15 protein-coding genes are annotated in these 14,572 nt (G+C 67.5%); 6 read left to right on the top strand and 9 right to left on the bottom strand.

The genetic code is table 11. The annotated features are described in order from the left end of the window. Nucleotides 1-7: 7 nt before the first annotated feature. A complete protein-coding gene (locus B7P44_RS00445; protein WP_084899459.1) occupies nt 8-1,522 on the bottom strand; it encodes a CoA-acylating methylmalonate-semialdehyde dehydrogenase in 1,515 nt (504 codons plus the stop codon). Between the two features lie 144 nt (nt 1,523-1,666). Between B7P44_RS00445 and B7P44_RS00440 the strand changes: the two genes are divergently transcribed. Beyond that, a complete protein-coding gene (locus B7P44_RS00440) occupies nt 1,667-2,566 on the top strand; it encodes a LysR family transcriptional regulator (protein ID WP_084899457.1) in 900 nt (299 codons plus the stop codon). Nucleotides 2,567-2,835: 269 nt separating this feature from the next. Beyond that, nucleotides 2,836-3,369 (top strand): class IV adenylate cyclase, encoded by a 534-nt coding sequence (locus tag B7P44_RS00435; protein ID WP_084899454.1) that lies wholly within the window; start codon nt 2,836-2,838, stop codon nt 3,367-3,369. A gap of 66 nt (nt 3,370-3,435) precedes the next feature. Here B7P44_RS00435 and B7P44_RS00430 read toward each other — a convergent pair whose 3' ends face one another. After that, nucleotides 3,436-3,921, bottom strand: coding sequence for an Lrp/AsnC family transcriptional regulator (locus B7P44_RS00430; RefSeq protein ID WP_010093131.1), 486 nt, complete (start codon nt 3,919-3,921; stop codon nt 3,436-3,438). Between the two features lie 138 nt (nt 3,922-4,059). On the opposite strand from B7P44_RS00430, the gene phhA reads away from it, so the two are divergent. Together phhA and B7P44_RS00420 are read left to right on the top strand one after the other, a co-directional pair. Continuing rightward, nucleotides 4,060-4,953 (top strand): phenylalanine 4-monooxygenase, encoded by an 894-nt coding sequence (phhA, locus tag B7P44_RS00425; RefSeq protein WP_231716634.1) that lies wholly within the window; start codon nt 4,060-4,062, stop codon nt 4,951-4,953. Between the two features lie 120 nt (nt 4,954-5,073). Continuing rightward, complete coding sequence (locus B7P44_RS00420; protein WP_084899449.1) at nt 5,074-5,382, top strand: 4a-hydroxytetrahydrobiopterin dehydratase; 309 nt, start codon at nt 5,074-5,076, stop codon at nt 5,380-5,382. A gap of 90 nt (nt 5,383-5,472) precedes the next feature. On the opposite strand, the gene B7P44_RS00415 is transcribed toward B7P44_RS00420, so the two are convergent. After that, nucleotides 5,473-5,703: a DUF3717 domain-containing protein gene (locus tag B7P44_RS00415; protein ID WP_084899447.1), complete on the bottom strand. Its 231-nt coding sequence runs from the start codon at nt 5,701-5,703 to the stop codon at nt 5,473-5,475. Nucleotides 5,704-5,826: 123 nt separating this feature from the next. Here B7P44_RS00415 and B7P44_RS00410 point away from each other — a divergent pair, with 123 nt between their 5' ends. Further along, a complete protein-coding gene (locus B7P44_RS00410) occupies nt 5,827-6,519 on the top strand; it encodes a response regulator (protein WP_006401494.1) in 693 nt (230 codons plus the stop codon). A 129-nt stretch (nt 6,520-6,648) separates the two neighbouring features. Next, complete coding sequence (locus B7P44_RS00405; protein ID WP_084899444.1) at nt 6,649-8,136, top strand: sensor histidine kinase; 1,488 nt, start codon at nt 6,649-6,651, stop codon at nt 8,134-8,136. A gap of 81 nt (nt 8,137-8,217) precedes the next feature. On the opposite strand, the gene B7P44_RS00400 is transcribed toward B7P44_RS00405, so the two are convergent. The 6 genes from B7P44_RS00400 to B7P44_RS00375 form a co-directional block, all read right to left on the bottom strand. After that, entirely contained in the window at nt 8,218-8,739 is a 522-nt protein-coding gene (locus tag B7P44_RS00400) for an SET domain-containing protein (protein WP_084899441.1), read from the bottom strand. 156 nt (nt 8,740-8,895) lie between these two features. Next, complete coding sequence (locus tag B7P44_RS00395) at nt 8,896-10,008, bottom strand: NADH:flavin oxidoreductase/NADH oxidase (RefSeq protein ID WP_084899438.1); 1,113 nt, start codon at nt 10,006-10,008, stop codon at nt 8,896-8,898. A gap of 114 nt (nt 10,009-10,122) precedes the next feature. Beyond that, nucleotides 10,123-10,833 carry a glutamine amidotransferase gene (locus B7P44_RS00390; protein WP_084906303.1) on the bottom strand — a complete coding sequence of 237 codons (711 nt, stop codon included), beginning with the start codon at nt 10,831-10,833 and terminating at the stop codon, nt 10,123-10,125. Nucleotides 10,834-10,861: 28 nt separating this feature from the next. Then, on the bottom strand, nt 10,862-11,506 hold the full coding sequence (locus B7P44_RS00385; RefSeq protein ID WP_084899435.1) for a MarR family winged helix-turn-helix transcriptional regulator: 645 nt from the start codon (nt 11,504-11,506) through the stop codon (nt 10,862-10,864). A gap of 529 nt (nt 11,507-12,035) precedes the next feature. Continuing rightward, complete coding sequence (locus tag B7P44_RS00380) at nt 12,036-13,151, bottom strand: YbdK family carboxylate-amine ligase (protein ID WP_084899432.1); 1,116 nt, start codon at nt 13,149-13,151, stop codon at nt 12,036-12,038. A gap of 15 nt (nt 13,152-13,166) precedes the next feature. Continuing rightward, nucleotides 13,167-14,381: a cation:proton antiporter gene (locus B7P44_RS00375; protein ID WP_084899430.1), complete on the bottom strand. Its 1,215-nt coding sequence runs from the start codon at nt 14,379-14,381 to the stop codon at nt 13,167-13,169. Between the last annotated feature and the right edge of the window lie 191 nt (nt 14,382-14,572).

Genomic DNA, 14,572 nt, shown 5'->3' with positions numbered 1-14,572 from the left:
CCGCCGCCTACTTCGCGACCGGCATCGTGAATTCCGCGCCCTTCGCGATGCTGTCCGGCCAGCGCTGCATGATGCTCTTGTAGCGCGTATAGAACCGCACGCCTTCCTCGCCGTACGCGTGGTGATCGCCGAACAGCGAACGCTTCCAGCCGCCGAACGAATGCCACGCCATCGGCACCGGAATCGGCACGTTGATGCCGACCATGCCGACCTGGATCTGGCGCGAGAACGCGCGCGCAATGCCGCCGTCGGACGTGAAGCACGACACGCCGTTCGCGAACTCGTGCGCGTTGACGAGCTTCACCGCGCTCGCGAAATCCGGCACGCGCACGATCGCGAGCACCGGCCCGAAGATCTCGTCACGATAGATCGACATGTCGGTCGTCACGCGGTCGAACAGCGTGCCGCCGAGGAAGAAGCCCTTCTCGTGGCCCGCGACCACGTGATCGCGGCCGTCGACGACGAGCTTCGCGCCGGCGGCCACGCCCGCGTCGATGTAGCCGGCGACCTTCGCGCGATGTGTGGCGGTGACGAGCGGCCCCATTTCCGCGGCCGGGTCCATCCCGTTCGTGATCTTCAGCGCCCTCACGCGCGGCACGAGGCGCTCGATCAGCGCGTCGCCGACGTCGCCGACCGCAACCGCCACCGAGATCGCCATGCAGCGCTCGCCGGCCGAGCCGTATGCGGCGCCGATCAGCGCGTCGACGGCCTGGTCGAGATCGGCGTCCGGCATCACGACGAGATGGTTCTTCGCGCCGCCGAGCGCCTGCACGCGCTTGCCGCGCTTCGTGCCTTCCGTGTAGATGTATTCGGCGATCGGCGTCGAGCCGACGAACGACAGCGCGGCGACGTCCGGATGCGCGATCAGCGCGTCGACGGCGGTCTTGTCGCCGTGCACGACGTTGAACACGCCGTCCGGCAGCCCGGCCTCCTGCAGCAGCTGAGCGAGCCGCAGCGACGCCGACGGATCGCGCTCGGACGGCTTCAGCACGAACGTGTTGCCGCATGCGAGCGCGACCGGGAACATCCAGCACGGCACCATCATCGGGAAGTTGAACGGCGTCACGCCCACAACGACGCCGAGCGGTTGCCGCAGGTTCCAGTTGTCGATGCCGCCGCCGATCTGGTCGGTGAAATCGGTCTTCAGCAGGTTCGGGATCCCGCACGCGAACTCGACGACCTCGATGCCGCGCATCACCTCGCCCTTCGCGTCGGAAAACACCTTGCCGTGCTCGCGCGTGATCAGCTCGGCCAGCTCGTCGTGATGGCGGTCGAGCAGCTCCTTGAAGCGGAACATCACCCGTGCGCGCTTGATCGGCGCCATCTCGCTCCAGGCCGGGAACGCGACCTGCGCGGCCGCGACCGCCGCGTCGACTTCGGCTGCGCTCGCGAGCGGCACGCGCGCGGCGACCTCGCCGAGCGCCGGGTTGAACACGTCGCCGTAGCGATCGCTCGCGCCGTCGACCGCGCGGCCGCCGATGAAGTGGGTCAGCAGGCGGGGGCGCAGCTCGGTCTCGCTCATCTCTCTCTCCAGATCTCGCTCGTTGGGTGGGATACGTCGGATGACGTGGCCGATGAAGCGTACCGTTGCTGCCGGCCGCCGATCCAATGAGTTATGCTCAACTGCGTCATAAGCCGCGCTTATATCAGAACCGATCACGACACGATGGACCTCACCCTGCTCCGCGCCTTCGCCGCGGTGGCCCGCGAAGGCAACCTGACGCGCGCCGCCGAGCAGCTGCACCTCACGCAGCCGGCCGTCAGCCTGCAGATCAAGCATCTGCAGGAGACGCTCGGCGTCGTGCTGTTCACGCGCACGTCGCGCGGGCTCGCGCTCACGCGCGACGGCCAGACGCTGCTGCCGCATGCGGAACGCGCGCTCGCCGCGGCCGCCGACGTGCAGCGCGCGGCCGCGGCGCTGCGCCACGAGGTGCGCGGCCGGCTGCGGATCGGCACGATCCTCGATCCGGGATTCCTGCGCCTGGGCGGCTTCCTGCGCACGCTCGTCGAGACCCATCCGCAGATCGAGACCGCGCTGCGCCACGGGATGTCGGGCTGGGTGCTCGAGCAGGTGCGCGCGCAGGCGCTGGACGTCGGCTATTACATCGGCCAGCCCGGCGAGGACGATCCGCGCGACGGTGCGCTGTTCCATACCGTCACGCTCACGCATTTCCAGTACCGGGTGCTCGCGCCGGCCGGCTGGAAGGAGCGCGTGCAGCGCGCGCAGGACTGGCGCGCGCTCGCCGCGCTGCCGTGGATCTGGACGCCGCCGCAGTCCGCGCATCACCGGCTGCTGACGCGCCGGTTCGCGGACGCGCGCGCGCAGCCGGTGAAGGTCGCCGAGGTCGACCAGGAGCAGTCGATGCTGGACCTCGTCAAATCAGGGATCGGGCTGACGCTCGCGCGCGACTCGACCGCACTGGCCGAAGCGCACGCGCACGCGCTGACGATCGTCGAGCGCGTCACGGTGCCGACGGAACTGACGTTCGTGACGCTCGCCGCGCGGCGCGACGAGCCGGCGATCGCGGCGGCATTGCGCCTGATCGAGACCCAGTGGGCCGGGTAATCGCGCGGGATGGGTGCGGCGTGTTATCCACCGTCGCCTGCGCATTGCTGCGGTGCGAAACCTGGTTTACACGCGCTCACCCTTTCGACGCACCCGCGCCGGTGGACAACTTCGCGATCCCGTCCCGCCCTGGCGGCTGCGCGCGTCACCCGCCTGATATGAGCGCCGCTGATAATCCCGCGGCGCGCCGCGTCACGCCTGCGTCGCGCGCTTTTTGCTAGATTGTGCGTTCGCACTCGCGAGACCCTTGTCGATCGAAGGAGACCCGCATGGCCCGCAACATCGAGATCAAAGCCCACGCCCGTGAATTCGACCAGCTGCGCGAACGCGCGGCGGCGCTCGCCACCGAAGCGCCGCTGTTCTATCGCCAGCAGGATTTCTTCTACGACGTGCCGCGCGGCCGGCTGAAGCTGCGCCGCTTCGAGGATGGCACACCCGCCGAGCTGATCTTCTACCAGCGCGACGACCGCGACGGCCCGAAAGCGTCGTATTACACCCGCAGCCCGGTGACGAACCCGGACGCGATGCATGCGCTGCTCGCGACCGCACTGACGACCCGCGGCATCGTCACGAAGGAGCGGCACGTGTACCTGGCGGGCCGCACCCGCATTCACCTCGACCGCGTCGACGGCCTCGGCGACTTCATCGAGCTGGAAGTCGTGCTCGCGCCGGACGACGACGAAGCAGGCGGCGAAGCCGAAGCGCACGACGTGTTCGCGAAGCTCGGCGTGTCGCACGACGATCTCGTCGCGGTCGCGTACGTCGACCTTTTGAACGCCGGCGCGCCGGAAACGGCCGCCTGAGCCTGCACCAACAGCGGCGGTGCGCCGCGCGCCGCCACCCGCTTCACCCTCCCCGGCCGCGCACGGTCACGCGGCGCCCGGCTCCAGGTGCGCGAGCGGCAGCGGCCCGTTGCGCTTGAACGTCGTCAGCACGATGTTCGACCGCACGCTGTCGACGCCCGGCACCCGCATCAGCTTCTTCATCACGAACTGCGACAGCGCGTTCAGGTCCGGCGCGACGATCCGCAGCAGGTAGTCCGCGTCGCCGACCACCGCGTGGCATTCGAGCACTTCGGGCAGCACGTCGATCTGCTGCTGGAACTGCTCGATGATCGAATCGCCGTGATGCTTGAGCTTCAGGCTCGTGAACGCGGTGACGCCGAGCCCGAGCTTCTCCGGGCGCAGCATCACGCGATAGCCTTCGATCACGCCCGCCGCTTCGAGCCGCTGCAGGCGCCGGCCGATCTGCGACGGCGACAGCGGCACCTCCTCGCCGAGCTGCTGATGCGTGGCCCGCCCGAAGCGCTGCAGCACGTCCAGCAGCGCCAGATCGAAGTGATCGAGTTCCAACATGAATATTCTCCGCGTGATTTAGCTATTTAATGCGAGATTATCGCATCGACAAGCAAATCATCGCCAACTTTGCGCCCATCCCGCGCGGATGCCGCTCTACACTTGCATGCATCCCAACCGCAACGTGCAGAGCCGAACATGTCCACCGTCGTCACCGCGAAACTGCAGGAGCAGTTCGACGCGGGCCTCGAAACCCGCGCCGATTTCACCATCGACCAGCCGCTCGAACGCTACGGCCAGGTCGACCACGCGGTGTGGAGCCAGCTCTATGCACGCCAGACCGTGCTGCTGCAGGGACGTGCGTGCGACGCATTCGTGTCGGGGCTCGCGAAAATCGACCTGCCCGCCGACCGCGTGCCGTCGTTCGCCGACGTCAACCGCCAGCTGAAGCCGGCGACCGGCTGGGAGATCGTCGCGGTGCCGGGGCTCGTGCCCGACCGCGTGTTCTTCGAGCACTTGGCGAACCGCCGCTTTCCGGTCACCTGGTGGATGCGCCGTCCCGACCAGCTCGACTACCTGCAGGAACCGGACTGCTTCCACGACCTGTTCGGCCACGTGCCGCTCCTGATCGACCCGGTGTTCGCCGACTACATGCAGGCGTACGGCCGCATCGCGCTCGCGGTCGCCGACGATCCGGACGCGCTCGCAAGGCTCGCGCGCCTCTACTGGTACACCGTCGAGTTCGGACTGATCCGCGACCCGCGCGGCACGAACGGGCTGTCGATCTACGGCGCGGGGATCGTGTCGAGCAAGGGCGAGAGCCTGTACAGCCTCGAAAGCGCGAAGCCGAACCGGCTCGGCTTCGACCTCGAGCGCGTGATGCGCACCCAGTACCGGATCGACACGTTCCAGCAGACCTACTTCGTGATCGACGACTTCGCGCAGCTGTTCGCGCTCGCGCACGTCGACGGCCGCGCGCTCGCCGACCGGCTCGCCGGCCGGCCCGAACACCCGGCCGGCGCGGTGCTCGACACCGACCGCGTGCTGCATCGCGGCACCGGCGCCGGCTGGCCGGACGACGCGCACGCATGATGCGAACCAGCGTGCGCGCCGCCTACGCCTGACACACAACTATGGAAGAATGATCGGTGCCGGCGGCCCTCCGGGCGACGCATGTCGCGCGCGGCCCGCCGTTACCGAACGAGGTGCACGATGATCCACAAACTCACATCAGAAGAACGCAAGACCCAACTCGAGCGCCTGCCGCACTGGACGGCCATGCCGGGCCGCGACGCGATCCAGCGCAGCCTACGCTTCGCCGATTTCAACGAGGCTTTCGGCTTCATGACGCGCGTCGCGATCAAGGCGCAGGAAATGAACCACCATCCGGAATGGTTCAACGTCTACAACCGCGTCGACGTCACGCTGTCGACCCACGACGCGGACGGCCTGACCGAACGCGACATCGCGCTCGCCCACTTCATCGACCAGGCCGGCGCGCACGCGACGCCCGCCGCCTGACGTCTCTCCCCGCCGCGCGCGATTCAGGCGCGCGGCGCGTCAACTTTTCATTTCGATGAACGTTTTCTACGATGTAGTGAGCGAAAGCCTTCAGCTTTCCAAGCCATCCTTAAGGTGCACGTAAGCGTCCCACGCTTTCCGTGCCTTGGGGTCCAAACCTTCCAGTTGTATGGCGCTTTGCCGCTGTACAATCAGCAGCGCATACGGCTTGGAGAGCGCGCTAGCCTCTTCGCAGAGTTTGAGTTCGTCGCCGCTCGACGGCGAGCGGGCGCGCCAGAAATTGATCGCGGCTTCGAGGTCGTGGATCGAAATATCGGACATGGTTGTTGGATTGATTCGTTCGCTGGCCGCCTGCTTGACGTCTGGCTCGCGGCGCCCCTGTGGAAACGGCGTCGTGCTGTCCGCGTGCCTGAACCGCCAACCCATTGTACTTGAGCGAACTTCATGCGACTCCTTCTGATCGAAGACGACCGCCCCATCGCACGCGGTATCCAGAGCAGCCTCGAACAGGCTGGCTTCACCGTCGACATGGTGCACGACGGCATCTTTGCCGAGCAGGCGCTCGCGCAGAACCGCCACGAGCTCGTGATCCTCGACCTCGGCTTGCCCGGCATCGACGGGATGACGCTCCTGACCCGTTTCCGCCAGACCAACCGTCACACGCCCGTGATCGTGCTGACCGCGCGCGACGAGCTGAACGACCGGATCCAGGGCCTGAACTCGGGCGCCGACGACTACATGCTGAAACCGTTCGAGCCGGCCGAGCTGGAAGCGCGGATCCGCGCGGTGATGCGCCGCAGCGGCCCGCACAGCGACATGCCGCGTCCGGAAGTGTCGCTCGGCGGCGTCCGCCTGTCGGGCGTCGATCGCCGCATCTTCAACGACGACAAGCCGCTCGAGCTGTCGCCGCGTGAATTCGCGGTGCTCGAAATGCTGCTGCTGCGCCACGGCCGCGTCGTCAGCAAGGCCCAGCTGCAGGATCACCTGACGCACTTCGGCGGCGATCTCGGCGACACCGCGATCGAAGTCTATGTGCACCGCGTGCGCAAGAAACTCGAGCAGTGCCGGGTCGAGATCGTCACGGTGCGCGGCTTCGGCTACCTGCTGCAGGAAATCCGCCAGACGGCGAGCGTTTGAGCGAAGCGACGGCAAGCGCCGGCCGGTTTCCGGTCGCCGGATGCCCGTCGCCCGACCATGCGTTTGCGCCGGCAAACGCCCTGCCCGCGCCGCTCCCCGTGAGCGGCGTTCATCCATTTCATTCTCGAAATGTCTTCTGATCCGGCTGTGACCAGCCTGCGCCGCTCATTGCTGCGGCGCCTCGCCGCGCCGCTGTCGATGCTCGCGCTGATGAGCGGCCTGATTGCGTACTGGCTCGCGTGGCAATACACGCAGCACGTGATCGACCGCTCGCTCGCGGACCTCGCGACCGCCATCTCGAAACAGATCCAGATCGCCGGCCCCGACGCGCCGTTCACGGTGCCGCCGCTCGCGCAGGCGATGTTCTCCGATCCGGCCGAAGCGCTGATCTACCGGATCAGCGACGGCGAGCAGGAACTCGCCGGCGATCCGAAGCTGCCGCTGCAGGGCACCAACGTGCGGCGCATGCATTACGCATACGTGTTCGAGGCCGAATACGACAACCGCGCGGTGCGGGTCGCGCAGGTGCGCGTCGACGAAGTGGACGGCGGCAAGCCGATGGTCGTCGAGGTCGCGCAGCCGGTGCGACACCGCTACCGGATCGCGGCCGAATTCCTCGTCGCGATCATGATGCCGCTCCTGCTGCTGCTGCTCGCCGGCTGGGGCATCGTGTGGCGGGTCGTCAACCAGCAGCTCGGCCCGCTCACGCATCTCGCCGATTCGCTGAACCGGCAGACCCATACGTCGCTGGAGCCGGTCGACGAAACCGACGTGCCGCTCGAGATCCGGCCGCTGACGAGCGCGATGAACGCGCTGCTCGGGCGCCTGAAGACCGCGCTCGACGCGCAGCGCAAGTTCATCGCCGACGCCGCGCACCAGCTGCGCACGCCGCTCACCGCGGTGAAGCTGCATGCGGAACAGGCGGCCATCGCGCGCGACCCGCAGCAGACCTTCGCCGCAGTGCGCGAGCTGCGCGCGGCCGCCGATCGCGCGGTGCGGCTGTCGAACCAGCTGCTGTCGCTCGCGCGCGCGGAACCGGGCGAACAGGCCGCGCGCTTCGTCGACGTCGACCTCGCCGCGATGGCGTTCGAGACGGGCGCCGAATGGGTGCCGCGCGCACTCGCCGCGCACGTCGATCTCGGTTTCCAGCGCAGCGACGACCCGCCCGACGACGACCAGGCGCTGCTCGTGCGCGGCAACCCGGTGCTGCTGCGCGAGGTGATCGCGAACCTGCTCGACAACGCGCTGAAGTACGTGCCGCTCGCGCGGCCGCACGGCGCGCGGATCACGGTGAACGTCGGGCGCGCGATGCTCGATGCCGGCGCGCCGGCGGCCGAGATCGTCGTCGAGGATAACGGCCCGGGCGTGCCCGCGAGCCAGCAGGCGGACCTGTTCAAGCGGTTCTTCCGCGGGGATGCGCAAAGCGGCAACGGCGTCGAGACGGGTGCGGGCCTCGGCCTCGCGATCGTGCACGACATCATCGCGATGCATGGCGGCAGCGTGTCGTATACGGACGCGCCGGAAGGCGGCTCGCGGTTCGTGGTGAAGGTGCCGCTCGTCGCGCAGGCGGCGCAGCCGGCGAGCAATGCCGCGCCGGCCGCGGCGCCGACGCACTGAGGACGGAAGCCGGCAACGCGAGTTCGCCGGCCCGTCAAGCGCACGGGCAAGACCATCGGCGCGCGGCGCGCGCGCCAACGCTTACTTCTTCTTTTTCTTGTCCTTCGACTTCGCGTCGTCTTTCTGCTTCTTTTTCTTCTTCGCATCCGCGTCCGTGTCGGACGTCGCGAGCAGCGTGCCGCGGCACGACGCGGCGCCGCAATGGCACGCGTATTCGCGCTTGAGCTTCTTCGTCAGCTTCGCGTCGATCACGAGGCCGTAGTCGTAGAACAGCTCCTCTTCCGGCTCGATGTCGCGCAGCGCATGGATGAATACGCGGCCGTCGAGCTCCTCGGCTTCGCAGTTCGGCGCGCACGAATGATTGATCCAGCGCGCGCTGTTGCCGTCGACCTTGCCGTCGATCACCCCGCCCTCTTCGAGCGCGAAGTAGAACGTGTGATTCGGCTCGTTCGGATCGTGCGGATGGCGGCGCAGCGCTTCCTTCCACGAAATTCGCTCGCCCTTGTATTCCACAACGCGCTCGCCGGCCTTGATCGGCGCCACGGCGAACACGCCCCTGCCGTGTACGCCCGAGCGGCGCACCGCGATCCTGCGTGAACTCATCGAACGAATCCTTGTGAAGTCGACTTGAAAAGGAATGGGCCGCCGCGGGCCCGCCAAATGAAAACGCGGCGCCGATCGGCGCCGCGTCAGGGCATGCGGCGAATCACCCGCATCCTACACGGTCGGGATTGCAACATTCAACCGCGAACGCGGCATTCAGCGCTGGCCGAACGCAATGTCGCCGAACAGCGTCTTGTGCTCGCGCGGCTGCGAACGCCAGTACTGCGGCGGCGCCGTCACCTGCGCGCCGAGTTCGGCGGCCGCGTGCCACGGCCAGCGCGGGTCGTACAGCATCGCGCGCGCCATCGCGACGAAGTCGGCATCGCCCGCCTCGATCAGCCGGTTCGCGTGCGCGGGCTCGTTGATCAGCCCGACCGCGATCGTCGGCATGCCCACCGCGCGCTTCACCGCCTGCGCGAACGGCACCTGGTAGCCGGCCGACAGCGGGATCTTCTGCAGCGGCGACACGCCGCCCGACGACACGTCGATCCAATCGCAGCCGCAGCGCTTCAGCTCGTGCGCGAACGCGATCGTATCGTCGAGCTCCCAGCCGCCCTCAACCCAGTCGGTCGCGGACACGCGCACGCCGACCGGCCGATCCTGCGGAAACGCCGCGCGCACGATCTCGACGATCTCGAGCGGAAAGCGCATCCGGTTCTCGCGCGAGCCGCCGTATTCGTCGGTGCGCCGATTCGCGAGCGGCGACAGGAACTGGTGCAGCAGATAGCCGTGCGCCGCGTGCACTTCGATCGCATCGATGCCGAGCCGCGCCGCGCGCTTCGCGGTCGCCGCGAACGCGTCGCGGATCCGGTTCAGGCCCGCGGTATCGAGCGCAAGCGGCGGCGTCTCGCCGTCCTTGTGCGGCACGTCCGACGGCGCATGCGGCAGCCAGCCGCCGTCGGCGACCGGAATCAGCTGGCCGCCTTCCCACGGCGCCTGGCTCGACGCCTTGCGGCCCGCATGCGACAGCTGCATCGCGACGCGGATCGGCGCATGCTTGCGGATCGCCGCCAGCACCGGTTTCAGCGCGGCTTCGGTCGCGTCGTCCCAAAGGCCGAGGTCCCGGTGCGTGATGCGCCCGTCCGGCTCGACCGCGGTCGCCTCGATGCAGAGCAGGCCCGCGCCCGACAACGCGAGGTGGCCGAGATGAATCATGTGCCAGTCGGTTGCCTCGCCGCGCTCGGCGGAGTACTGGCACATCGGGGAGATGACGATCCGGTTCGGAAGGGTCACGCCGCGCAGCGTGAAGGGTGAGAACAGCGCAGTCATGGATGCCGCTCGCTCGGAAAGGGAAACAGCGGCTGAGCGTAGCACGCGCGTGCGTTGCGTGCAGGATGCCGACGCGGCGGTAAGCGATTGGTCAGGTGGGGCTGACAGGGGGTATCAGAGCCCGACGCTGTCGAGCCATTCCGCGAACATGCGACGCGCGGCCGTTTCGAGCGCGGGACCGTGCTGCGCGGTCTCGGCGCGCAGCTGGCGCGCATCGATGCCGGGGGTCGCGGCGATTTCGCCGGCGTTGCCGATCAGCCAGGGTTCGAAGCGATCGGCGCGGATTTCCGGATGGCATTGCAGCGCGAGCACGTGCTGCCCCCATGCGAACGCCTGATGGCGGCACGCGGGCGTCGACGCAAGATGGATCGCGCCGCCCGGCAGGTCGAAGGTATCGCCGTGCCAGTGCAGCATCGACGTCGCCGCGCCGTCGAGATGACGCAGCGCGGACGCGCGACCCGCATCGGTGAGCGTGAGCGGCGTCCAGCCGAGCTCCGTGTGCGCGGCCGGATAGACGCGCGCGCCGAGCGCGCGCGCGATGAACTGCGCACCGAGGCAGATGCCGAGGATCGGCAGGCCCGCGTCGATGCGCTGCCTGACGAGCGCCGCGAGCGGCGCAATTGCCGGATACTGCGCGTCGTCGTACACGCTGACCGGCCCGCCGAGCACGACGAAGAGCGCCGGCTCGAGCACGTCGAGCACCTCGACCCGGGATGAACCGACGTCGACGTAACGCACCCGCCTCCCCCGTTCGCCGAGCACTTGCTCGAAACTCCCGAGGTCTTCGAAATGCACGTGGCGGATCGCCACGACTTCAGCGTTCATCATCGGCCTCCCGGTCGATCGACGGACGTCAGGCCGCGAAAATCTTCCAGGTCTTCTTCTGCGTCGCCGCGTCGGCTTCTTCGTGTACCGAACAATCGAGGCGCAGGTCGCTGTCGGCCATCGTCAGGTCCAGCGCCGCGCAGTAGTGCGCGGCGGCTGCCTTCTTCGACGCCTTCGACGGCTGGAAGTGCGCGCACGTCACGCACATCCGGTGCGGCGGCGTCGCGCCGGCCACCTGCAGCTCGCGCAGCGTCTTCAGCAGCGCACGGTACAGCGCGCCCTGCTCGTCCGCGCCGAGCGTGCCGACCGCCTTGGTCAGGAACTCGGGCCACTGCAGCGCCTTCTTCGCCGCGGTGCGGCCGCGGGCGGAGAGCCGCACCGCGAGCGCGCGGCCGTCGTCCAGCGCACGGCGCTTTTCGACCAGCCCCTTGGTCTCGAGCGTGCTGACCGCGTCGCTCGTCGTCGCAGCCGTGAGCTGCGTCTCGCGCGCGATCTCGCCGAGCCGCATCGGGCCCTTGCGTTGCAGCAGCAGCACGAGGATCTCGCCCTGCGTCGGCGTGAGGCCGGCGCCTTCCGCCCAATCCCATGCCTGGCTCCGCATGGCCGTACTCAATCGCAGCAGACTGTGCGTGACACGACCCGCAGCCTGATTCCCGTAAACGCCTTCGCTCATAGTCTTTTCGCTTTGCCGCCGCCCGTCATCCCGGGCAGCCGTAGTGTGGAGATCGAATCTCTGTCTCAAAAGGGGCGCGCGAAACCTCACGCGCCCGACACGGCCGTCGCGAGGCACACACGGCGGCCGCCATCGCGGCAACCGGTGAGACACACGTCGTTCCGGCGTCCGCAAAGCCGACATTCTAAGCGAGAGCGGAAAATCGCACAGCTAAGTTATCCCCTCCAATCTGTGGATAACGGCTGAATAAGACCGGAAAACGTTGTGCCCGGATTTTCTCCAATCGGCGCTGCCGGACCGGCAAGCATTTTCCTACGTCACAGGGAAAGCCGCCACCGGCATGCCATCCACCGGGTTATCCGTTCGGCAGGCCGTTGACTTTGCAGAGGAATATCCGGTTATCCACAGATTTGAAAGAAACCTGCAAACGATTTCGCCATTGACCTGCGTCAACCGCCTCTCAGCACGCCTTCAACCTTCGCTCAGCGAATTGCCTTGCGGTCGAGCCTGCAATCAGCAAAACATTTTTTCATTCGCGCCAACGTAAGCACTGCTGCCGGACGGTCTCATTCAGCGATTTTTCCTGCTTGTAGACCGTGCGCAGCCACGACGCGTCGTTCACGCGCGCTTTCGCGAGCGCGCCGATCTCGTCGAGCGCGGCGCGCGAGCCGAGTTCTGCAGCATGCGGAGCAATCCGGTCGAGCGTGTCGAGGATGTCCTCGGCGATCGTGCGCCGCTCGCCCGTCTGAGGATTCACGCAGGTGCCCTCGAGGCCGAACCGGCACGCCTCGAAGCGGTTGAACGTGTAGACGAGGTAGTCGTCCTCGGACAGCGTCAGCGGCCGGTCGGTCAGCAGGTAGCGCGCGAGCGTCTGGATGTAGCAGGCGATCGCCGCCGCGCGGTCGACCGACAGCGGCGTGTCCATCACGCGCACCTCGATCGTGCCGTAGCCGGGCTTCGGCCGGATGTCCCAGTAGAAGTCCTTCATCGAATTGACGACGCCGGTGTTCACCATCTTCGTGAAGTACTCCTCGAAACTGTTCCAGGTCAGCACGAACGGCGCGCGGCCGGACAGCGGGAACGCGAACACCGAATTCAGGCGCGCCGAATGGAAGCCGGTGTCGACGTTCTGCACGAACGGCGACGACGCCGACAGCGCGATGAAATGCGGAATGAAGCGCGACATCGAGTGCAGCAGGAACAGCGCGCTGTCCGGGTCCGGACAGCCGATGTGCACGTGCTGGCCGAACACGGTGAACTGTTTCGCCAGATAGCCGTACAGCTCGGAGATGTACTGGAAGCGCGGCGCGTCGTAGATCTGCCGCTCGCTCCACTGCTGGAACGCGTGCGTGCCGCCGCCGCACAGCCCGACGTTGAGCTGGTCGGCCGCCTTGACGAGCACGTCGCGGATCGCATGCAGCTCGCTGACCGCCTGCTCGTGCGTGTGGCAGATGCCGGTCGACAGCTCGATCATGCTCTCGGTGATTTCCGGCGTGATGTTGCCCGGGAAGGTTTCGCCCTGGATCAGCCGCATCAGGTCGGACGCCGCTTTCGTCAGATCGTAGTTGTGCGTGTTGACGACCTGGATTTCCAGTTCGACGCCGAACGTGAACGGCTCGGAATTGACGAAGGTTTCGAGTGCCATGGCAGTTTCCGTAAATCAGTTGCTGTCGCTGCGCTCGCCGACCGCCGACAGGCAGCGGTAGACGAGGAACGGGCCGACCAGCTGCAGCACGACGATCGAGCACATCACGATCGCGCGCAGGTGCGGATCGAAATTCGGGTACATCTGGTACGTATCGTCGACGAGCAGGTACGCGAGCGCGGACATCGGCGACAGTGCGATGCCGAGCGCGACGCCCTGCTTCATCCCGATGCCGCTCGGCTTCGCGAACGCGACGACGCCGGCCAGTTTCGCGACCAGCCGCGTCACGATCAGCGCGACGGCGAACAGCCCGCCGAGCGCGATGTCGCCCCACGTGAACGACGTCAGCGTGAGCACGAACAGGACGACCGTCAGCAGCCAGCCGGCGGTGCCGAAGTGCTCGGGCCAGAGCTGCGGACGCGCCTCGAGGTTCTTCACGATGATGCCGGCGAGCAGCAGCGTGAGCAGCGTCGACAGCTTCAGCGCCTGCGCGACCGCGATCGCGAGCATCACGAGCCCGAACAGCGCGACGAACGAATGCTCGTTGCGCATCGTCGCGGTCATGTGGCGGAACAGGTAGATGCACGTGCGCGCGACGAGGTACGCGACGATGAACGAGCCGAGCAGCAGGTAGACCGGCTGCAGGACCGTCGCGAACACGTTGCCGTACGCCTCCTGGTGCAGCCAGGTGGTCACGAGCTTGGTCAGCACGACTGCATAGACGCTGTTGAGCGCGGTCAGCGTGATCAGGCGCTGCGACACCTGCCCTTCCGCGCGCAGCTCGACCTTCAGCTGGATCACCATCGACGGCGACGTCGCGATCGCGATCGCCGACAGCACGAGCGCGACCATGCCCGGCACGCCGAGCGCGAGCATCACGAACAGCACGATCACGAACGTGAGCGTGGCTTCGGCGAGGCTCGACGCGATCAGCCACGGGTTGCGGCGGATCCAGCGCAGGTCGAGCCGGCTGCCGAGTTCGAACAGCAGCAGGCCGAGCGCGACGTCGATCAGCAGTCGCGACGTTTCGTCCGTGCTGGCGTCGATCACGCCGAAACCGAACGAGCCGGCAATGAGGCCGATCACCGCGTAGCCGGTGATGCGCGGCAGCCGCCACGCGCGATAGCAGAGCTCGCCGCACAGGCCGGCGGCGAACAGCGCGAGGCCGGCCCAGAACACGGCATCCGGTGCGAGCGGCCAATTGGGCAGGAATGAGAACGCCGACTTCATCGTGGTGACTTCTCCTTGTTTGGAAGCAACCGCCAGCGACACGGGGTCAAGCGTCAACGTCGAGAGGCGCGCCGGCTGGGTATTGCCCCGAAATGTGATTGTTGTGTGCGACTGCAGGACATGGGAACAGCCTGCTCCGCCACTCGGCGGCGATGTCGTCAGGTATGCCGATCTGGATTGTCGGCCTGGTG

Origin of the sequence: Burkholderia ubonensis subsp. mesacidophila (assembly GCF_002097715.1) — a bacterium.
GTDB classification, from domain to species: Bacteria; Pseudomonadota; Gammaproteobacteria; order Burkholderiales; family Burkholderiaceae; genus Burkholderia; species Burkholderia mesacidophila.
This window is presented reverse-complemented; position numbering and strand designations above follow the sequence as displayed.